Source organism: Salmonella sp. SAL04202, from assembly GCF_046550775.1.
Taxonomy (GTDB): domain Bacteria; phylum Pseudomonadota; class Gammaproteobacteria; order Enterobacterales; family Enterobacteriaceae; genus Salmonella; species Salmonella enterica.
On the sequence record NZ_JBGDXK010000001.1, the window covers coordinates 1,303,069 to 1,321,662 of the forward strand.

The following is an 18,594-nucleotide window of genomic DNA, read 5'->3' on the forward strand; positions in this document are numbered from 1 at the left end:
AATTATAAGGATTATTAAAATGAAACTTAAGTTAGTGGCAGTGGCAGTGACTTCCCTGTTGGCAGCAGGCGTTGTAAATGCAGCCGAGGTATATAACAAAGACGGCAATAAACTGGATCTGTACGGTAAAGTTCACGCTCAGCATTATTTCTCTGATGATAACGGAAGTGATGGTGACAAAACTTACGCGCGTCTGGGCTTTAAAGGCGAAACGCAGATCAACGATCAGTTAACCGGTTTTGGCCAGTGGGAATATGAATTCAAAGGCAACCGTACTGAAAGCCAGGGCGCTGACAAAGACAAAACCCGTCTGGCGTTTGCTGGTCTGAAATTCGCTGACTACGGTTCTTTCGACTACGGTCGTAACTACGGCGTTGCTTACGACATCGGCGCATGGACCGACGTTCTGCCAGAGTTTGGTGGCGATACCTGGACTCAGACTGACGTCTTCATGACTGGCCGTACTACTGGTGTTGCCACCTACCGTAACACTGACTTCTTTGGCCTGGTTGAAGGTCTGAACTTTGCCGCGCAGTACCAGGGCAAAAACGACCGTGACGGCGCGTACGAGTCTAACGGCGACGGTTTCGGTCTGTCCGCAACGTATGAGTACGAAGGTTTTGGCGTAGGTGCGGCCTATGCGAAGTCTGACCGTACTAACAACCAGGTGAAAGCAGCGAGCAACCTGAATGCTGCGGGTAAAAACGCTGAAGTCTGGGCTGCTGGTCTGAAATATGATGCGAACAACATCTACCTGGCGACCACCTACTCCGAAACGCTGAACATGACCACCTTTGGTGAAGATTCAGCGGGTGATGCGTTTATCGCGAATAAAACCCAGAACTTTGAAGCAGTTGCTCAGTATCAGTTCGACTTCGGTCTGCGTCCGTCCATCGCTTACCTGAAATCCAAAGGTAAAAACCTGGGTACTTACGGCGACCAGGATCTGGTTGAGTACATCGATGTCGGTGCTACCTACTACTTCAACAAAAACATGTCCACCTTCGTTGATTACAAAATCAACCTGCTGGACGACAGCGACTTCACCAAAGCGGCTAAAGTGTCTACCGACAACATCGTTGCTGTTGGTCTGAACTACCAGTTCTAATTTTGTTGTAGTCTGAATACAAAGCCAGTCCTTTCAGGGCTGGCTTTTTCTCTTGATGTAGACTCGGTCATAAGGAGTATGCCGTGCAGACGTTCACTGGTCGTTGTCTTTGCGGACAGAGCCATTTTACCGTTGACGTCGAAATGCTGGATGTCTATGCCTGCCATTGTACGCTGTGTCAAAAATGGTCGGGTGGAATAGCCATGTATCTGGAAGCCTGCGGGCAACCACAGCTAGCCCCCCTTTCCCCGGAACCGCCATACTTTTCATCCTCTTCGCGCGGCGAACGCTACTTCTGTTCCGGCTGCGGGTGTCCGCTGTGGTTTCGGCTTACCGATACCGATCGCTATTTTATTCCCTGGACCTTACTGGAACTGAACGAAGTTGATCGCCGTCGGCTGATTCTGGCTGCGGAAATTTATACCGAAACCCAGCCTGCCTTCTGGCGACTGACGGGGCAATACGCACGCCTCAGCGGTAAAGAGGTTGAGGAAATGGACTCCCCCTGCCAGCTAGCGCATTAAGCGCTTATCTCATCAGGCGTTATGTTATCGGCGTTGGGCTTTTGCCAGGCTGAACCACATCCCTACCGCCAGCAAAAGAAGCATACTCCCGGCGCTGCTTAACGCCACGCTATGCGACCAGATAAAGGCATGTCTGGCGGCGTCCAGTATTGCCTGCCCCTGCGTGGGCGGTAGGCTATTCGCCAACTGCACGGCTTCTCCCATTGAAGATGACGCTCTGGCAATCTCTTGCGCCTCAAGCCCGGCAGGCAGACGGATAGACGCGGAGAAGCTACGGCTTAACAACAGACCGAAAATGGCAATGCCCAGTCCCGCGCCCAGTTCATAAGCCATCGTTTCTATCGCGCCGGCCGCCGCCGCTTTTTCTGCCGGCGCAGCGGCCATAATTGCCGACGTGGAAGCCAGCAATGCGCTGGCGGCGCTAAATCCCAGCAGCGCCATCAGCCCCCAGGCCTGCCATTGTTGGGTGCTGAAATCCGTCATCGCCAGGCCATAAAAACTCAGCGCGCTTAACGCCATGCCGCCCGTCGCGACCAGCCGTAGTCCCAGACGCGAGACCAGCACGCCCGCAATCGGCCCGCTGAATCCACTGGCGACCATCACCGGCAGCATAAATACCCCGGCCTCATAAGGCGATAGCCCGTGAACAAACTGTAGCTCTTGCGCCATCAGCAGCTCAAAGCCCACCAGAGTGATCATCGCGGTCATCGCCATCACGACGCCGCTCAGGATAATGCGATGGGTAAATAGCCGCATATCAATCATCGGACGCGATGTCGCAAGCTGTGTGCGGATAAAGAGTCCCAGGAGCAGCGCGCCGGTAAGCAGGGTAAGCGAGATGACCCACAGCGACAGATGCCCTTTCAGCGCGGTTTTAGCGCTATAGACCAACAGCAAAATGGCAATAATCAGCATCACCGCATGGCCAAGATTGAGCGGTTGATCGCGACGGCCCGCCTGACGAGGAACATAGCGGGCGGTTAAGCCCATGACGACCAGCACAATCGGCACGTTGATCAGGAAAACCGATCCCCAGTAAAAATGCTCTAATAATATGCCGCCGATGAGCGGCCCAAACGCCGCTCCGCCCGAACCTACCGCTGCCCAGACGCCCAGCGCCATGTTGCGATGCTTTTCTTCACAAAAGGTGGCGCGTATCCCGGCCAGCGTCGCCGGTACAATCATCGCCGCGCCAATAGCCAGTAATACCCTGGTGGCGATAAGCCAACTGGCGGTATGCGAAAACGCCGCCGCCAGTGACGCCAGGCCAAAGAGCGTCCCGCCCAGCATCAGCAGGCGTTTAAAACCGATACGATCGCCAAGCGCGCCCATCGGCAACACCATGCCAGCCATGACCAAAGAATAAATATCAATGATCCACAGCAGCTCGTTGCCGCTGGCCCCCAGTGTCATACTCAGTGTCGGCGCGGCGACATGCAAGACCGTGGCATCAATGGCGACAGGAATATAGACCAGCACAATAATGACTAACGTTAACCACTGACGAAACATAACTCTCCCTTCAAAAACTCAAATTTGGACGCTTGTCCAGTTTCAGGATCCTACGGTAAGTTGAACGAATGTCCAGCTTTTTGTTACACTGCGCGCATTGGCTAATGTGGGGAAAATATGAGTTACCTTAACCGGGATGAACGCCGCGAAGTGATCCTGCAAGCGGCGATGCGCGTGGCGCTTGCAGAGGGGTTTGCCGCCATGACGGTGCGACGAATCGCATCAGAAGCCGATGTCGCCGCCGGCCAGGTGCATCACCACTTCAGCTCGGCGGGCGAGCTCAAAGCGCTGGCCTTTGTCCATTTGATCCGCACCCTGCTTGATGCCGGGCAAGTTCCGCCGCCCGCCACATGGCGTGCACGGCTTCACGCTATGTTGGGTAGCGAAGACGGCGGCTTTGAGCCTTACATAAAATTGTGGCGAGAGGCGCAAATTCTGGCCGATCGGGATCCGCACATCAGAGATGCTTATCTCCTCACGATGCAGATGTGGCATGAGGAAACGGTCACAATTATCGAGCAGGGCAAACAGGCAGGAGAATTTACGTTTACTGCTAACGCCACGGATATCGCCTGGCGGCTTATCGCACTGGTGTGCGGGCTAGACGGTATGTATGTGCTGGGTATTCCGGAAATGGCCGATCCCGCGTTTAAATACCATCTGGATCGGATGATTACGCTTGAACTCTTTGCGTAAAGTTACAAATAATTTAATAAAAATCACTTTTAGTTTACAAATAGTAACAATTAAGAAACATCATATCTCCTCTTCGCGCCGCGCTGGCCTGGTTTTTTATCTATTCTTTCACTCAATATTCTAAAAAAACTTCAATAAGTTCTCAAAAGAGCGCGTGACGCTCTGTCTCTTTTTTGTGTTTTTTTTCAAATGATATGCGCATGTGAGGGGTAAAATGACACGACAAAACGAGAATTATAACCGTTATCTCTTGAGTGACTGGCGACCCGAAAATCCAGCCTTCTGGGAGAATAAAGGGAAAGGCATCGCCAGAAGAAACTTATGGATTTCAGTAAGTTGTTTGCTCCTGGCATTTTGCGTCTGGATGTTGTTTAGCGCTGTTGCCGTCAACCTCAATAAAATTGGATTTAATTTTACCACCGACCAACTCTTTTTATTAACCGCATTACCTTCTCTTTCCGGCGCAATATTACGCGTTCCCTACTCCTTTATGGTGCCACTGTTTGGTGGGCGTAAATGGACCGTATTAAGCACCGTAATATTGATTATTCCCTGCGCCTGGCTGGGATTCGCCGTGCAAAATCCCGCCACCCCTTTCGGGGTATTTATGCTCATCGCTCTATTGTGCGGTTTTGCGGGGGCAAACTTCGCGTCCAGTATGGGCAACATCAGTTTTTTCTTTCCAAAAGCCAGACAAGGTAGCGCGTTGGGTATTAACGGCGGCCTGGGAAATCTTGGCGTCAGTGTGATGCAGTTGATTGCGCCGCTGGTTATTTTTCTGCCGATATTTACTTTTTTAGGCGTCCGGGGCGTGTCGCAACCTGATGGCTCCCTGCTCGCCCTCACTAACGCCGCCTGGATCTGGGTGCCGTTACTGGCTGTCGCGACGCTTGCCGCCTGGTTTGGTATGAACGATATCGGCAGTTCAAAAGCGTCTGTCGCTTCGCAATTGCCGGTGCTAAAACGTCTGCACCTGTGGCTGCTTAGCCTGCTGTACCTGGCGACATTCGGGTCATTCATCGGCTTTTCCGCAGGTTTCGCCATGCTCGCCAAAACGCAATTTCCCGACGTAAACATTCTGCAACTGGCGTTCTTTGGCCCTTTTATCGGCGCGCTGGCGCGATCGGCAGGCGGCGTGATCTCCGATAAATTCGGCGGCGTTCGCGTAACGCTCATTAATTTTATCTTTATGGCGCTGTTTACCGCCCTGCTATTCCTCACGCTGCCAGGCTCCGGCGCAGGCAGCTTTAGCGCGTTCTATCTTGTTTTTATGGGCCTGTTTTTGACAGCGGGTCTCGGCAGCGGTTCTACCTTCCAGATGATTGCGGTGATCTTCCGTCAGATCACGCTCTACAACGTCAAACTGCGCGGCGGGAGCGATGAGCAGGCGCAGCGCGAAGCGGTGACGGATACCGCCGCCGCGCTCGGTTTTATCTCCGCTATTGGCGCTGTGGGCGGCTTCTTTATTCCAAAAGCGTTTGGCACCTCTTTGGCCTTGACCGGCTCGCCGGTGGGCGCCATGAAAATCTTTTTGCTGTTTTACCTCGCTTGCGTCCTGCTGACCTGGCTGGTCTACGGGCGTCGTAAGCCTAAACAACAATAACAACATACGCACCTGTAGGACGGCCATCCGGCAATGGTTTAACGCCAAATCGACAGGGTGGCGGAAAATTTATCGAAGCAGGAGAAATGTCATGAGTAAACTGTTGGATCGCTTTCGTTACTTTAAACAAAAAGGCGATACCTTTGCCGACGGCCATGGTCAGGTGATGCATACCAACCGCGACTGGGAAGACAGTTATCGCCAGCGCTGGCAGTTTGATAAGATCGTGCGCTCAACCCACGGCGTCAACTGCACGGGCTCCTGTAGCTGGAAAATTTATGTCAAAAACGGTCTGGTGACGTGGGAAACTCAACAAACCGACTACCCGCGCACGCGTCCCGATTTACCGAACCATGAACCGCGCGGCTGCCCGCGCGGCGCCAGCTACTCCTGGTATCTCTATAGCGCCAATCGTCTGAAATACCCTCTGGTGCGTAAGCGGCTGATAGAACTGTGGCGCGAGGCCCTTTCCCGGCACAGCGATCCGGTACTGGCATGGGAATCTATAATGAACGACCCGCAAAAATGCCAAAGTTACAAACAGGTGCGCGGACATGGCGGCTTTATTCGTTCGAACTGGAAAGAGCTGAATCAGCTCATTGCCGCTGCTAACGTCTGGACAATCAAAACCTATGGTCCGGATCGTGTGGCGGGGTTTTCACCTATTCCGGCGATGTCGATGGTTTCTTACGCTGCCGGAACACGTTATCTGTCATTGCTTGGCGGTACTTGCCTGAGCTTCTATGACTGGTATTGCGATCTTCCGCCCGCGTCGCCAATGACCTGGGGCGAGCAGACTGACGTGCCGGAGTCCGCCGACTGGTATAACTCAGCCTACATTATTGCCTGGGGCTCTAACGTGCCGCAGACGCGTACCCCGGACGCCCACTTCTTTACCGAAGTGCGCTACAAAGGCACCAAGACGATCGCCATCACCCCGGACTATTCCGAAGTCGCTAAACTGTGCGATCAGTGGCTGGCGCCAAAGCAAGGTACCGACAGCGCGCTGGCGATGGCCATGGGTCACGTTATTTTAAAAGAGTTTCATCTCGATAATCCCAGCGACTATTTTCTTAACTATTGCCGCCGTTATACCGACATGCCAATGCTGGTCCTGTTGGATGAGCGCGCAGACGGCAGTTATGTACCGGGGCGTATGATGCGCGCGTCGGATCTGGTGGATGGACTGGGAGAAGCCAATAATCCGGAATGGAAAACCGTCGCGCTCAACAGTACGGGCGAACTGGTCGCGCCCAACGGTTCTATCGGTTTTCGCTGGGGCGAAAAGGGAAAATGGAACCTGGAACCGGTGGCGGCGGGCGTCGAAACTGAACTGTCGCTCTCTTTACTAGGTCAGTATGATGACGTGGCGGGTGTCGCCTTCCCCTATTTTGGCGGTAACGAAAACCCACATTTCCGCAGCGTGCGGCAGGAACCGGTGCTGGTACGTCAGTTACCGGTGAAACGCCTGGCTCTGGCGGACGGTAGCGAGCGGATGGTCGTCAGCGTTTACGATCTGGTGCTGGCGAATTATGGGCTGGATCGTGGTCTGGATGACTGCCATAGCGCCAATAATTATAACGACGTAAAAGCCTACACGCCGGCCTGGGGCGAACAGATTACCGGCGTGCCGCGTCGACATATCGAAACTATTGCGCGTGAATTTGCCGAGACCGCCCATAAAACTCACGGTCGTTCGATGATCATCCTCGGCGCGGGAGTGAATCACTGGTATCACATGGATATGAATTACCGTGGGATGATTAACATGCTGGTGTTCTGCGGCTGTGTTGGACAAACCGGCGGCGGCTGGGCGCACTATGTCGGCCAGGAGAAGCTGCGGCCGCAAACCGGCTGGCTGCCGCTGGCCTTCGCGCTGGACTGGAATCGCCCGCCGCGTCAGATGAACAGTACCTCGTTTTTCTACAACCATGCCAGCCAGTGGCGCTATGAAAAACTGACTGCGCAAGAGTTGCTGTCGCCGCTGGCCGATCCGGCTAAATTTTCCGGACACCTGATCGATTTCAACGTGCGCGCGGAACGTATGGGCTGGCTACCCTCGGCGCCGCAGCTTAATCTTAACCCGCTCAGCGTGAAAGCGAGCGCCGATAAAGCCGGGCTGTCTGCGGCGGATTATACCGTGCAGGCGTTGAAATCAGGCGCTATCCGTTTTGCCTGCGAACAGCCTGACAGTGGTCATAATCACCCGCGAAATTTATTTGTCTGGCGCTCTAACCTGCTCGGCTCCTCCGGGAAAGGTCATGAGTACATGCTCAAATATCTGCTGGGCACCGACAGCGGTATCCAGGGCGAAGCGCTGGGTTCCAGCGAAGGAATTAAGCCTGAAGAGGTGGAATGGCAGTCCGCCGCGATTGAGGGCAAGCTCGATCTGTTGGTCACGCTTGATTTCCGTATGTCCAGTACCTGTCTGTTTTCCGATATCGTCTTGCCGACCGCCACCTGGTATGAAAAAGACGATATGAATACCTCGGATATGCATCCGTTTATCCACCCCCTTTCCGCCGCGGTCGATCCTGCCTGGGAATCCAAAAGCGACTGGGAGATCTACAAAGGTATCGCCAGCGTCTTTTCTGAGGTGTGTGTCGGACATCTCGGACAGGAAACCGATGTGGTGTTACACCCGCTCCAGCATGATTCCCCGGCGGAACTGGCGCAGCCATTTGATATTCTCGACTGGCGTAAAGGCGAGTGCGAACTTATTCCGGGCAAAACCGCCCCCAATATCGTCGTGGTTGAACGCGATTATCCGGCCACCTATGAACGTTTTACCTCTCTGGGTCCCCTGCTGGATAAATTAGGCAACGGCGGTAAGGGTATTGCCTGGAATACGCAAGATGAAGTCAATTTCCTCGGTAAGCTCAATTACACCAAACACGATGGTCCGGCGAAAGGACGTCCGCGAATAGACACCGCGCTGGATGCTTCGGAAGTGATTCTTGCCTTAGCGCCGGAAACTAACGGCCAGGTGGCGGTGAAAGCCTGGCAGGCGTTGGGCGAGATGACCGGGCGCGAGCACACCCATCTGGCCATCAATAAAGAAGATGAGAAAATTCGCTTTCGTGATATCCAGGCGCAACCGCGCAAAATTATCTCCAGCCCGACCTGGTCAGGACTGGAAAGCGAACATGTCTCTTATAACGCCGGGTATACCAACGTACATGAACTGATCCCGTGGCGTACGTTGTCGGGGCGGCAACAACTCTATCAGGATCATGCGTGGATGCGCGCTTTTGGCGAAAGCCTGGTGGCATATCGTCCGCCGATTGATACCCGCAGCGTCAGCGAAATGCGAGAAATTCCGCCCAACGGTTTCCCGGAAAAAGCGCTTAACTTCCTGACGCCGCACCAGAAATGGGGAATTCACTCCACCTACAGCGAAAACCTGCTGATGCTGACCTTGTCGCGCGGCGGGCCGATTGTCTGGATCAGCGAAGCCGATGCCCGTGAACTGGGTATTGAAGATAACGACTGGATTGAAGCCTTCAACGCTAATGGCGCCCTTACCGCTCGTGCGGTGGTCAGCCAGCGCGTCCCGCCGGGTATGACCATGATGTACCACGCCCAGGAGCGGATTATGAACATTCCGGGTTCGGAAGTCACCGGGATGCGCGGCGGGATCCATAACTCCGTGACCCGGGTCTGTCCAAAACCGACGCATATGATCGGCGGCTATGCGCAACTGGCTTACGGCTTCAACTATTACGGAACCGTGGGTTCGAATCGCGATGAATTCATCATGATCAGGAAGATGAAAAACATTAACTGGCTGGATGATGAGGGCCGGGATCAGGTACAGGAGGCGAAAAAATGAAAATACGCTCACAGGTTGGGATGGTACTGAATCTCGATAAATGTATTGGCTGTCACACCTGCTCCGTCACCTGTAAAAACGTCTGGACCGGACGTGAAGGGATGGAATACGCATGGTTCAATAACGTCGAAACTAAACCGGGCATCGGCTATCCCAAAAACTGGGAAGACCAGCAGGAGTGGCAAGGCGGTTGGGTTCGTGATGTTAATGGCAAGATAAGGCCCCGTCTGGGCGGCAAAATGGGGGTAATTAGCAAAATTTTCGCCAACCCGGTGATTCCGCAAATCGATGATTACTATGAACCCTTTACCTTCGATTATCAGCATTTACATACAGCGCCGGAGAGTAAGCATCAGCCCACTGCCCGTCCACGTTCACTGATCGACGGAAAACGGATGGACAAGGTGATCTGGGGGCCAAACTGGGAAGAGCTGCTCGGCGGCGAGTTTGAAAAACGCGCCCGCGACCGTAACTTCGACAACATACAAAAGGAGATGTACGGTCAGTTCGAAAACACCTTCATGATGTACCTGCCGCGCCTGTGCGAACACTGCCTGAACCCCAGTTGTGTCGCCACCTGCCCAAGTGGCGCTATTTACAAGCGTGAAGAAGACGGCATCGTGCTAATCGACCAGGATAAATGCCGGGGCTGGCGTTTGTGTATCAGCGGCTGCCCGTACAAAAAAATCTACTTTAACTGGAAGAGCGGCAAGTCTGAGAAATGCATATTTTGCTATCCGCGTATTGAATCCGGCCAGCCGACCGTTTGCTCGGAAACCTGCGTCGGGCGCATCCGTTATCTTGGCGTTCTGCTCTACGACGCCGACAGGATTGAAGAAGCGGCCAGTACCGAACACGAGACAGATTTGTATGAACGTCAGTGCGATGTGTTTCTCAATCCGCACGATCCGGCGGTTATCGAAGAGGCGCTTAAACAAGGCATCCCGCAAAACGTCATCGACGCCGCCCAACGGTCGCCGGTGTACAAAATGGCGATGGACTGGAAGCTGGCGCTTCCGCTGCACCCGGAATACCGTACCCTGCCGATGGTCTGGTACGTACCGCCGCTATCGCCCATCCAGTCATACGCTGACGCGGGCGGGTTGCCGCACAATGGCAATATTCTGCCGGCGGTGGAAACGCTGCGTATTCCGGTTCAGTACCTGGCCAATATGCTCAGCGCGGGCGATACCGGCCCGGTCATTCGGGCGCTAAAGCGGATGATGGCGATGCGCCACTACATGCGCTCGCAGACGGTTGAAGGCGTGACGGATACCCGCGCCATTGAGGAAGTTGGTCTGAGCATACAACAGGTTGAAGAGATGTATCGCTACCTGGCGATTGCCAATTATGAAGATCGTTTTGTCATTCCCACCAGCCACCGGGAAATGGCGCGCGATGCCTTTCCGGAGCGCAACGGCTGCGGCTTTACTTTTGGCGACGGTTGCCACGGGTCGGATACCAAATTCAACCTGTTCAACAGTAGCCGTATTGATGCCATCAATATCACCGAAGTACGTGATAAAGCGGAGGGGGAATAATGCAAATCCTCAAAGCGATTGGCCTGTTGATGGAGTATCCGGACGACGAGTTGTGGGAATGTCGGGATGAAGCGCTTGCCCTTATCCAACACGATGCGCCAATGCTGGCCGACTTCACTCGCGAGCTGCTTTATGCGCCGTTACTGGATAAACAAGCAGAATGGTGCGAAGTGTTTGACCGCGGGCGCGCCACTTCATTGCTGTTATTCGAGCATGTTCATGCGGAGTCCCGCGATCGCGGCCAGGCGATGGTCGATTTGTTAAGCCAGTATGAAACCGTGGGCCTGCACCTCAACTGCCGCGAACTGCCGGATCACCTGCCACTCTATCTGGAGTACTTAAGCGTGTTGCCGGAAGCGGAAGCGCGCGAGGGATTACAGAATATTGCCCCTATTCTGGCGCTACTGGGCGGTCGTCTGAAACAGCGAGGAGCGCCGTGGTATCAACTGTTTGACGCCCTGCTGACGCTGGCGGGCAGTACGCTTACAAGTGACAGTGTCACCAAACAGATTGTTCAGGAATCGCGGGATGATACCCGTCAGGCACTGGATGCCGTCTGGGAAGAAGAACAGGTGAAGTTTATCGAAGATAACGCCACGACCTGTGACAGTTCACCGTTACACCATTATCAACGACGCTTTAGCCAGGACGCGGCGCCGCAGTACGTCGACGTCAGCGCGGGAGGCCCGAAATGATACAGTACCTGAACGTCTTTTTTTACGATATCTACCCCTATATTTGCGCCACGGTCTTCTTCCTCGGCAGTTGGCTGCGCTATGACTACGGACAATATACCTGGCGCGCGTCGTCCAGCCAGATGTTGGATAAGCGTGGGATGGTGATATGGTCGAATCTGTTCCATATTGGCATTCTGGGGATCTTTTTTGGCCATCTGTTTGGGATGCTGACGCCACACTGGATGTATGCCTGGTTCCTGCCGATTGCGGTAAAACAGCAGATGGCGATGATCCTCGGCGGCGTGTGCGGCGTATTAACGTTGATCGGCGGCGCGGGATTGCTGTGGCGTCGTCTGACCAATCAGCGTGTGCGGGCGACATCCACTACACCTGATATTATCATCATGAGTATTTTGCTGATTCAGTGCCTGCTTGGCCTGAGCACCATTCCATTTTCGGCGCAATATCCGGATGGCAGCGAAATGATGAAGTTGGTGGGCTGGGCGCAAAGTATTGTCACCTTCCGCGGCGGGTCTTCGGAAATGCTGAGCGGTGTGGCGTTTGTTTTCCGCGTTCATCTGGTGCTGGGAATGACTATTTTCCTGCTCTTCCCGTTCACCCGCCTGGTTCATGTCTGGAGCGCGCCGTTTGAGTATTTCACCCGTCGCTACCAGATTGTTCGTACCCGCCGCTAATTCTCTTTGCCCGGGGGTACGCTTACCGGGCAAAGAAAAACGCCTGGGCGTCGTCATTCGGCAACGCACAGGCTATGATGATTCTTCAGTCAAAGGAGAACATCAATGAAACCGCAGATTTACCATGTTGACGCCTTCACCAGCGAACCCTTTCGCGGCAACTCTGCTGGCGTTGTCTTACATGCGGATACGCTAAGCGACGCGCAGATGCAGCTGATTGCCCGTGAACTTCGTCACTCGGAAACCGCCTTTTTGCTAAAAAGCGAAGAGAGTAATGTGCGCATACGCTACTTTACACCGACAGTAGAAGTCCCCATCTGTGGTCATGCCACTGTGGCCGCGCATTATGTTCGGGCAACGGTACTGGGGTTGGGAAACACCACCGTCTGGCAAACCTCGTTAGCGGGCCGTCATCGCGTTGAAATTCATGCCGAACACAACGACTATCGCATCACGCTGGAACAAGGTCAGCCCTCTTTTGAACCACCGCTAGTCGGAGAAATTCGGGCTGCCATCATCACCGCGTTGAACCTGACTGAAGATGATATCGTGCCGGGAGCGCCAATTCAGGTGGCTTCAACAGGACATGCAAAAGTGATGATCCTGCTCAAACCAGACGTTGATATTGATGCCCTTTCTCCGAATCTGGCAGCCCTGACGGCAATCAGCCAGCAAATTGGCTGTAACGGCTTTTTTCCTTTCCAGATTCGTCCGGGAAAAAACGAAACCGATGGGCGAATGTTTTCCCCGGCGATAGGGATTGTGGAAGATCCGGTAACGGGAAACGCCAATGGCCCGATGGGTGCATGGCTCGTCCATCATGGTCTGATGGTGCATGACGGTAAAACGCTGCAGATTCAAGGCCATCAGGGGCGCGCTTTAGGCAAAGAGGGTACTGTTGATGTTACCGTCACCATTCGCGATAACCAGCCGGAAAACGTCACCATCTCCGGCCAGGCGGTCATTCTGTTTCATGCCGAATGGGCCATTACTTTTTAATCTTTGTCAGGCCCGCAAATCCTCGCGGCAAAAAATTATTTTCCCGCCTCCGGATGGGTATCAAATGCAGCCATTACCGCGGCCAGTTCCGCCTCGGTAAAACCGTGCTTTACATCATTTACGCCGAGACCAAACTGCTGCTGAAGTAACTGATACAACAACGGTACATCCGGTACATTGACCTGTTCAACGGCATGTCCCTGGTGGTAACGCGTGAAGTGGAAATTCGTTAATGTCAGCTTGCCGCCATCAGGCAAATGGCGGCACATCAACAAATGATGACGAAAATGGGATTGCGGCCAGTGAGCCGACCAGAAATTGCCCATCACATGATCGCTCTGCTGCTGCACCCCCAGATCAAAACAGTACATCGACTGCCAGTGCTCATGGTGGTGGAATTGTAAAATCCATGTGCTCCCCTCCTGCATCAGGCGGTATTCGCCATGCGGCGTTTGCTGGGCAATTTCGGTCTGCAGACGAAGCGGCGCGGTTAGCGTTTGGCCGCCAAACCCCACGTCCGCGATCCACTGTTCATCCTCAACATCAACCAGCAGCAAACGGTGCGTGCGCGGCGGTAAACTGGCGGGATGAGACAGAATGACCCGCCCCAATAAGCTTCGGACGTTAAAACCGATGTCGCGTAACGCGCGTTCAAACAGGCCATTCAGTTCAAAACAGTATCCACCGCGTCGGGCATAAAGCAGTTTCTCCTCTAATGCCGTCTCATCGAGCTGTATTTCACGAGGCAGTAGCACATCCAGATTTTCAAAAGGAATCGCGCAGTTGTGCGCTAAGTGAAGCGTTCTGAGCGCTTCAACCGTAGGAACCCCCAACGGCTGACAATGTAATCGCGTAAAATAAGCATGTAAAAAAGAGGTCATCTGAGGCTTCCATTAACATTAATGCTTGCGTTCGGCACACAGGCTGAGGTGGATATCGCTGCGCAACAGGATACCCTATCCGTGGAATAGCGTTGGATACTTTTGAAAAAATAAGACAGGCCGGCTACAGCCGCCGGAGGTACGTGGGATTTTGGCCTACAAACGGAAATCGGGTTCTGAGAATCTCTTTGCGACACGCCGCCAAAATAGCGGCGTGTTAAAATTTTTAACGTCAGCTCAGCGAGTCTGATTTCTAACAAAACTGGCTAAACATAAACGCTTTTTAATAAGCGTCCAAATAGTTATGGTAGCGAGTTTTTATGTCGGCCGCCCGTTGCGCTTTCGCTTCCTGCATGTCGCTGGCCCGAGCGATATAATGTTCTAAACTTGGAATGGCGCCTAATGCCTGAGGTAAGGCATTATATGCTGCTATTCGCTCGCTGACGGTTTTATATTTTTCATCAATATCATAATTATAGTACGCTGGCGCTTCAAAAAAGCCCTCTTCCAGTTTCATACAGATCTTTTCAAAGGACCCCTTAACCTCAACGGTATGTTCGCCATCCGATATCCTGACGATTGGCTCACCTCCAGCTATCAGCGAGAGTTGTTCGAATGTTAACATCCGACCATCAGAAAGCTCGACATCTATAGTAAACAGTCCATCACACACAGCATCAGCAAGGTGATTATGGATATTCCCTGCATTGGCACAGAACTCCTCAACTTTAGGCGTAACATTGCAATAATGTTCAATTACTCTTGTAAATCCGTAGGCTAATCCTGCGGTAAGCACATACAAGATGCCTTTCATGATTTTTGTTGATAATTTATTTTCATAATCTCCTGCAGCAACATGAGGTAGCTTATTTCCTGATAAAGCTCTGGCATAGGTAGAAACTGATGTATGTGGCATATCCTGCTCCTTCAAATTTTGCTCAATAGCTTTATATGTCCTACTCCTCTCTCATTATGACGATATGTCAATCAACAAAATTGCTCAAAGGCATATATTTTCAGGAGAAAATGAGAATAACAGGCGCAACGGCCTTATCTTATGCTGCTGCAATATCGTCAGGTAGTTTACCGTTCGAGGTTATATCTATGACCATAAATCCCACAAGTGATTAGCGCTGGTTAATTATTGCGCAACGCAAGCACTGCGGATTTGTGCTGGCGTCTTATCTGGCTGAATCGTGACCACACCGCACCACATCTGACCACACAAATAAACTCGACATCCTCATTTTGTTCTTCCCGTATGTTTTGCGTCATTTAACAATTGCAGGTAGGATGCTCCGCCGGCGGTTTTATCCTTGTCACAGAATCAGGGAAAAGCGGCATTCGCCATTGCAGGCAATCGATTGGTGAGCGCCCGTCGCGGCATAAGGAATTTTTCTGTCAGGACAGGCTATAACAGGTAACGTAATGAAAACACAGACTACGCACGCCGCAGAACAACATGCGGCGAAACGACGCTGGCTGAACGCCCATGAAGAGGGGTATCACAAAGCGATGGGGAATCGTCAGGTTCAGATGATTGCTATCGGCGGCGCGATTGGCACCGGTTTATTTTTAGGTGCAGGCGCCCGATTGCAAATGGCCGGACCGGCACTGGCGCTGGTCTATCTGATATGTGGCATTTTTTCTTTTTTCATTTTACGCGCGCTGGGCGAACTGGTATTGCATCGCCCTTCCAGCGGGAGTTTCGTCTCCTACGCCCGTGAATTTTTGGGTGAAAAAGCGGCCTACGTCGCAGGCTGGATGTACTTTATTAACTGGGCGATGACCGGGATCGTCGATATCACCGCAGTGGCGTTATACATGCACTACTGGGGCGCATTTGGCGACGTTCCGCAATGGGTGTTCGCGCTCGGCGCGTTAACCATTGTCGGTACCATGAACATGATCGGCGTAAAATGGTTTGCCGAAATGGAGTTCTGGTTCGCGCTGATAAAAGTACTCGCCATTGTTATCTTCCTGGTGGTAGGCACGATTTTTCTCGGTACCGGTCAACCGCTTGAGGGTAATGCCACCGGTTTTCACCTGATTACAGATAATGGCGGCTTTTTCCCGCACGGCCTGTTGCCCGCGCTGGTACTGATTCAGGGCGTGGTGTTCGCTTTTGCTTCGATTGAACTGGTCGGTACCGCCGCTGGGGAGTGCAAAGATCCACAGACGATGGTGCCAAAAGCCATCAATAGCGTGATCTGGCGTATTGGTCTTTTCTATGTAGGATCGGTCGTATTGCTGGTTTTGCTGCTGCCGTGGAACGCCTACCAGGCGGGGCAAAGTCCGTTTGTCACCTTCTTTTCTAAACTTGGCGTGCCTTATATCGGCAGTATTATGAATATCGTGGTGTTAACCGCCGCGCTTTCCAGCCTGAACTCCGGGCTTTACTGTACGGGGAGAATTTTACGTTCAATGTCGATGGGGGGGTCCGCGCCGAAATTCATGGCGAAAATGAGCCGTCAGCATGTGCCCTATGCGGGTATTCTGGCGACTCTGGTGGTTTACGTGGTCGGCGTGTTCCTGAATTACCTGGTCCCCTCCCGCGTGTTTGAGATCGTTCTTAATTTTGCCTCGCTCGGCATTATCGCGTCGTGGGCGTTTATCATGGTGTGCCAGATGCGTTTACGCCAGGCGATAAAAGAAGGCAAAGCCGCAGACGTCAGTTTTAAACTGCCCGGCGCGCCTTTTACCTCCTGGCTAACGCTGCTGTTTTTACTAAGCGTGCTGGTACTCATGGCGTTTGACTACCCGAATGGAACTTACACTATCGCCTCGTTGCCGCTGATCGCCATTCTGCTGGTTGCCGGCTGGTTTGGCGTGCGACGTCGCGTGGCGGAGATCCATCGCACTGCGCCAGTAACGGCGGATTCGACAGAGAGTGTCGTATTGAAAGAAGAAGCAGCGACATAACATTCCCCTTCCCCGGCAGCCCCAGGCCTGCCGGGTTTAATGCGCATTGCCGCCAACACCGCATCGCGCCCAATGCTTAGTCAGCCTTAATCAACTGCGCCACATCATTGCTGTTAATTTCCCGCTGGTTGCCTTCCTGATCGGTATAACTGGTCATCCCCGTCTCTTTATCTAACTGCGGCTTACCCTGAGTTACGATCGTTTGCCCATTCTTCGTCGTCATCACATAGTTGGTTGTGCAACCCGCAAGCATAAAAAACATCATGCCCAAACCTGAGCATATAAATAACTTTTTCATATTTTCCTCGTGAATATAATGAGTTAACTACAGCAAAAAGGCAGTGTAATTCTCACAGAATCATCAGGCTATCGGCGGGGTGTAACGAGGCGTATCGGTGCGTTTAAAGAGATGACTGGAGGGGTTTCCCCCTCCATATCCTATTTACAGAGCAATGCGAATAACATCATCCGGCTGCGTCGCTTCCTGTTCACGTGTCGATTTCTGCTTCACGCTGACGTAGAGCGTTTTACCGTCTGCCGATAGCGCCAGGCTATTCGGGTACGTTGGCGTATCGAACGTTTTAACAACGTTATAGGTCTTCGCATCGATCACGCTGACCTGCCCTGCCTGACGGTGCGTCACATACGCCTCGTTACGTGTCGGATTATACAGGACGGCCAAAGAGGCAGGCGCCGCGATTTTGGCAAGAATATTGCCATTACGGGTATCGACAACCAGGACTTCAGTTGCCTTCGAGTCGGTGATAAACGCGCGATGACCTGCGGTATCGAGACTCAGGTTAATAAAGAAGTGTTCTTTACCGTCATCCAGCAACTTCTTACGACTGAGAATTTTATTGCTGGCGGTATCGATGGTGATAAATTCGCCATCCGCATTGGTGGTGTACAGGCGTTGCGCTTTACTGTCGAGCGCCAGACCCGTACTCATTTTGCCGGTATTTTCGATCGTCGTTTTCAGTTTGATGGTTTCGCCATCCACTACCCAAATAGCACTCTCTTTACCAACACCGCTAATGTAGATCGTGTTGGTCGCCGCATCGGCAACCAGCTCACGGGGCTGTAACGGACGAACCTCTTCAGTACGTTTGCGCGCATCAAGTACCAGACGACCTTTTACATCACCCGTTTTGGCATCAATCGCGGTAACAGCGCTGTTGATGGTATTGCCAAACCACAGCGTTTGGGTCGCGGCATTGATGGTGGCGCCGAACGGCTTGAGATCGTTATGAATCGCTTGCGTGATTTCCAGCGTCACCGGGTCGAGACGATAAACTACGCCGCCTTTATCCAGTTTACGGCTTTGCGATGTAGCCAGCCAGAGCGCGTTTTCTTGCTGACTCCAGGCCATCTCATAAGCGCCTTTGCCTACCGCTTTACGCAGCATGTCTTCCGCCGCCAGCGTGCTAAATGAGGATGCGACGAGGAGCGAACCTAACAATAAAGAACCACGCAGGCGCGGCGAAAAAAGATGACGTAAGTGCATGACGACTCCCTTTGATAAAAACGTGTATAGCTGCTTCACACTACTTCGCTGCGCGGGATCTTCGTTCCGCACTTATTATAAGTTGAGAATAATAATCATT

Annotated in this window: 15 protein-coding genes; 10 read left to right on the plus strand and 5 right to left on the minus strand. The window is 52.7% G+C overall.

The window, feature by feature from the left end:
* The first annotated feature begins 19 nt into the window (after positions 1–19).
* Positions 20–1,108 carry a porin OmpD gene (gene ompD, locus ACLJQJ_RS06540; protein ID WP_000769037.1) on the plus strand — a complete coding sequence of 363 codons (1,089 nt, stop codon included), beginning with the start codon at positions 20–22 and terminating at the stop codon, positions 1,106–1,108.
* Between the two features lie 143 nt (positions 1,109–1,251).
* Positions 1,252–1,632: a GFA family protein gene (locus tag ACLJQJ_RS06545; protein WP_014343841.1), complete on the plus strand. Its 381-nt coding sequence runs from the start codon at positions 1,252–1,254 to the stop codon at positions 1,630–1,632.
* 24 nt (positions 1,633–1,656) lie between these two features.
* On the opposite strand, the gene smvA is transcribed toward ACLJQJ_RS06545, so the two are convergent.
* Positions 1,657–3,144: a methyl viologen efflux MFS transporter SmvA gene (smvA, locus tag ACLJQJ_RS06550; RefSeq protein ID WP_000489736.1), complete on the minus strand. Its 1,488-nt coding sequence runs from the start codon at positions 3,142–3,144 to the stop codon at positions 1,657–1,659.
* A 117-nt stretch (positions 3,145–3,261) separates the two neighbouring features.
* Between smvA and ACLJQJ_RS06555 the strand changes: the two genes are divergently transcribed.
* From ACLJQJ_RS06555 to ACLJQJ_RS06585, 7 genes are all read left to right on the plus strand, one after another.
* Positions 3,262–3,840 (plus strand): TetR family transcriptional regulator, encoded by a 579-nt coding sequence (locus tag ACLJQJ_RS06555; RefSeq protein ID WP_000121044.1) that lies wholly within the window; start codon positions 3,262–3,264, stop codon positions 3,838–3,840.
* Positions 3,841–4,054: 214 nt separating this feature from the next.
* A complete protein-coding gene (locus ACLJQJ_RS06560; protein ID WP_063809244.1) occupies positions 4,055–5,443 on the plus strand; it encodes a NarK family nitrate/nitrite MFS transporter in 1,389 nt (462 codons plus the stop codon).
* 91 nt (positions 5,444–5,534) lie between these two features.
* On the plus strand, positions 5,535–9,275 hold the full coding sequence (locus ACLJQJ_RS06565; RefSeq protein ID WP_063809245.1) for a nitrate reductase subunit alpha: 3,741 nt from the start codon (positions 5,535–5,537) through the stop codon (positions 9,273–9,275).
* Positions 9,272–10,816 (plus strand): nitrate reductase subunit beta, encoded by a 1,545-nt coding sequence (gene narH, locus ACLJQJ_RS06570; protein WP_052932064.1) that lies wholly within the window; start codon positions 9,272–9,274, stop codon positions 10,814–10,816. The genes ACLJQJ_RS06565 and narH overlap by 4 nt, the downstream gene beginning before the upstream one ends.
* Positions 10,816–11,511 (plus strand): nitrate reductase molybdenum cofactor assembly chaperone, encoded by a 696-nt coding sequence (gene narW, locus ACLJQJ_RS06575; protein ID WP_063809246.1) that lies wholly within the window; start codon positions 10,816–10,818, stop codon positions 11,509–11,511. The genes narH and narW overlap by 1 nt, the downstream gene beginning before the upstream one ends.
* Positions 11,508–12,188 (plus strand): respiratory nitrate reductase subunit gamma, encoded by a 681-nt coding sequence (narI, locus tag ACLJQJ_RS06580; protein WP_000617106.1) that lies wholly within the window; start codon positions 11,508–11,510, stop codon positions 12,186–12,188. The genes narW and narI overlap by 4 nt, the downstream gene beginning before the upstream one ends.
* Before the next feature lie 105 nt (positions 12,189–12,293).
* Positions 12,294–13,187 (plus strand): PhzF family isomerase, encoded by an 894-nt coding sequence (locus ACLJQJ_RS06585; protein ID WP_063809247.1) that lies wholly within the window; start codon positions 12,294–12,296, stop codon positions 13,185–13,187.
* Positions 13,188–13,222: 35 nt separating this feature from the next.
* Here the strand turns inward: ACLJQJ_RS06585 and nhoA are convergent, their stop codons facing one another.
* Positions 13,223–14,068: an N-hydroxyarylamine O-acetyltransferase gene (nhoA, locus tag ACLJQJ_RS06590; RefSeq protein WP_063809248.1), complete on the minus strand. Its 846-nt coding sequence runs from the start codon at positions 14,066–14,068 to the stop codon at positions 13,223–13,225.
* Positions 14,069–14,351: 283 nt separating this feature from the next.
* Positions 14,352–14,984, minus strand: a complete 633-nt coding sequence (steA, locus tag ACLJQJ_RS06595; protein WP_063809249.1) for a type III secretion system effector SteA — start codon at positions 14,982–14,984, stop codon at positions 14,352–14,354.
* 512 nt (positions 14,985–15,496) lie between these two features.
* Here steA and ansP point away from each other — a divergent pair.
* Positions 15,497–16,990, plus strand: coding sequence for an L-asparagine permease (ansP, locus tag ACLJQJ_RS06600; RefSeq protein ID WP_000857112.1), 1,494 nt, complete (start codon positions 15,497–15,499; stop codon positions 16,988–16,990).
* 76 nt (positions 16,991–17,066) lie between these two features.
* Here ansP and ACLJQJ_RS06605 read toward each other — a convergent pair whose 3' ends face one another.
* Together ACLJQJ_RS06605 and ACLJQJ_RS06610 are read right to left on the minus strand one after the other, a co-directional pair.
* Entirely contained in the window at positions 17,067–17,288 is a 222-nt protein-coding gene (locus ACLJQJ_RS06605; protein ID WP_000732362.1) for a YgdI/YgdR family lipoprotein, read from the minus strand.
* A 144-nt stretch (positions 17,289–17,432) separates the two neighbouring features.
* A complete protein-coding gene (locus tag ACLJQJ_RS06610) occupies positions 17,433–18,494 on the minus strand; it encodes a YncE family protein (protein ID WP_000550638.1) in 1,062 nt (353 codons plus the stop codon).
* Positions 18,495–18,594 lie beyond the last annotated feature (100 nt).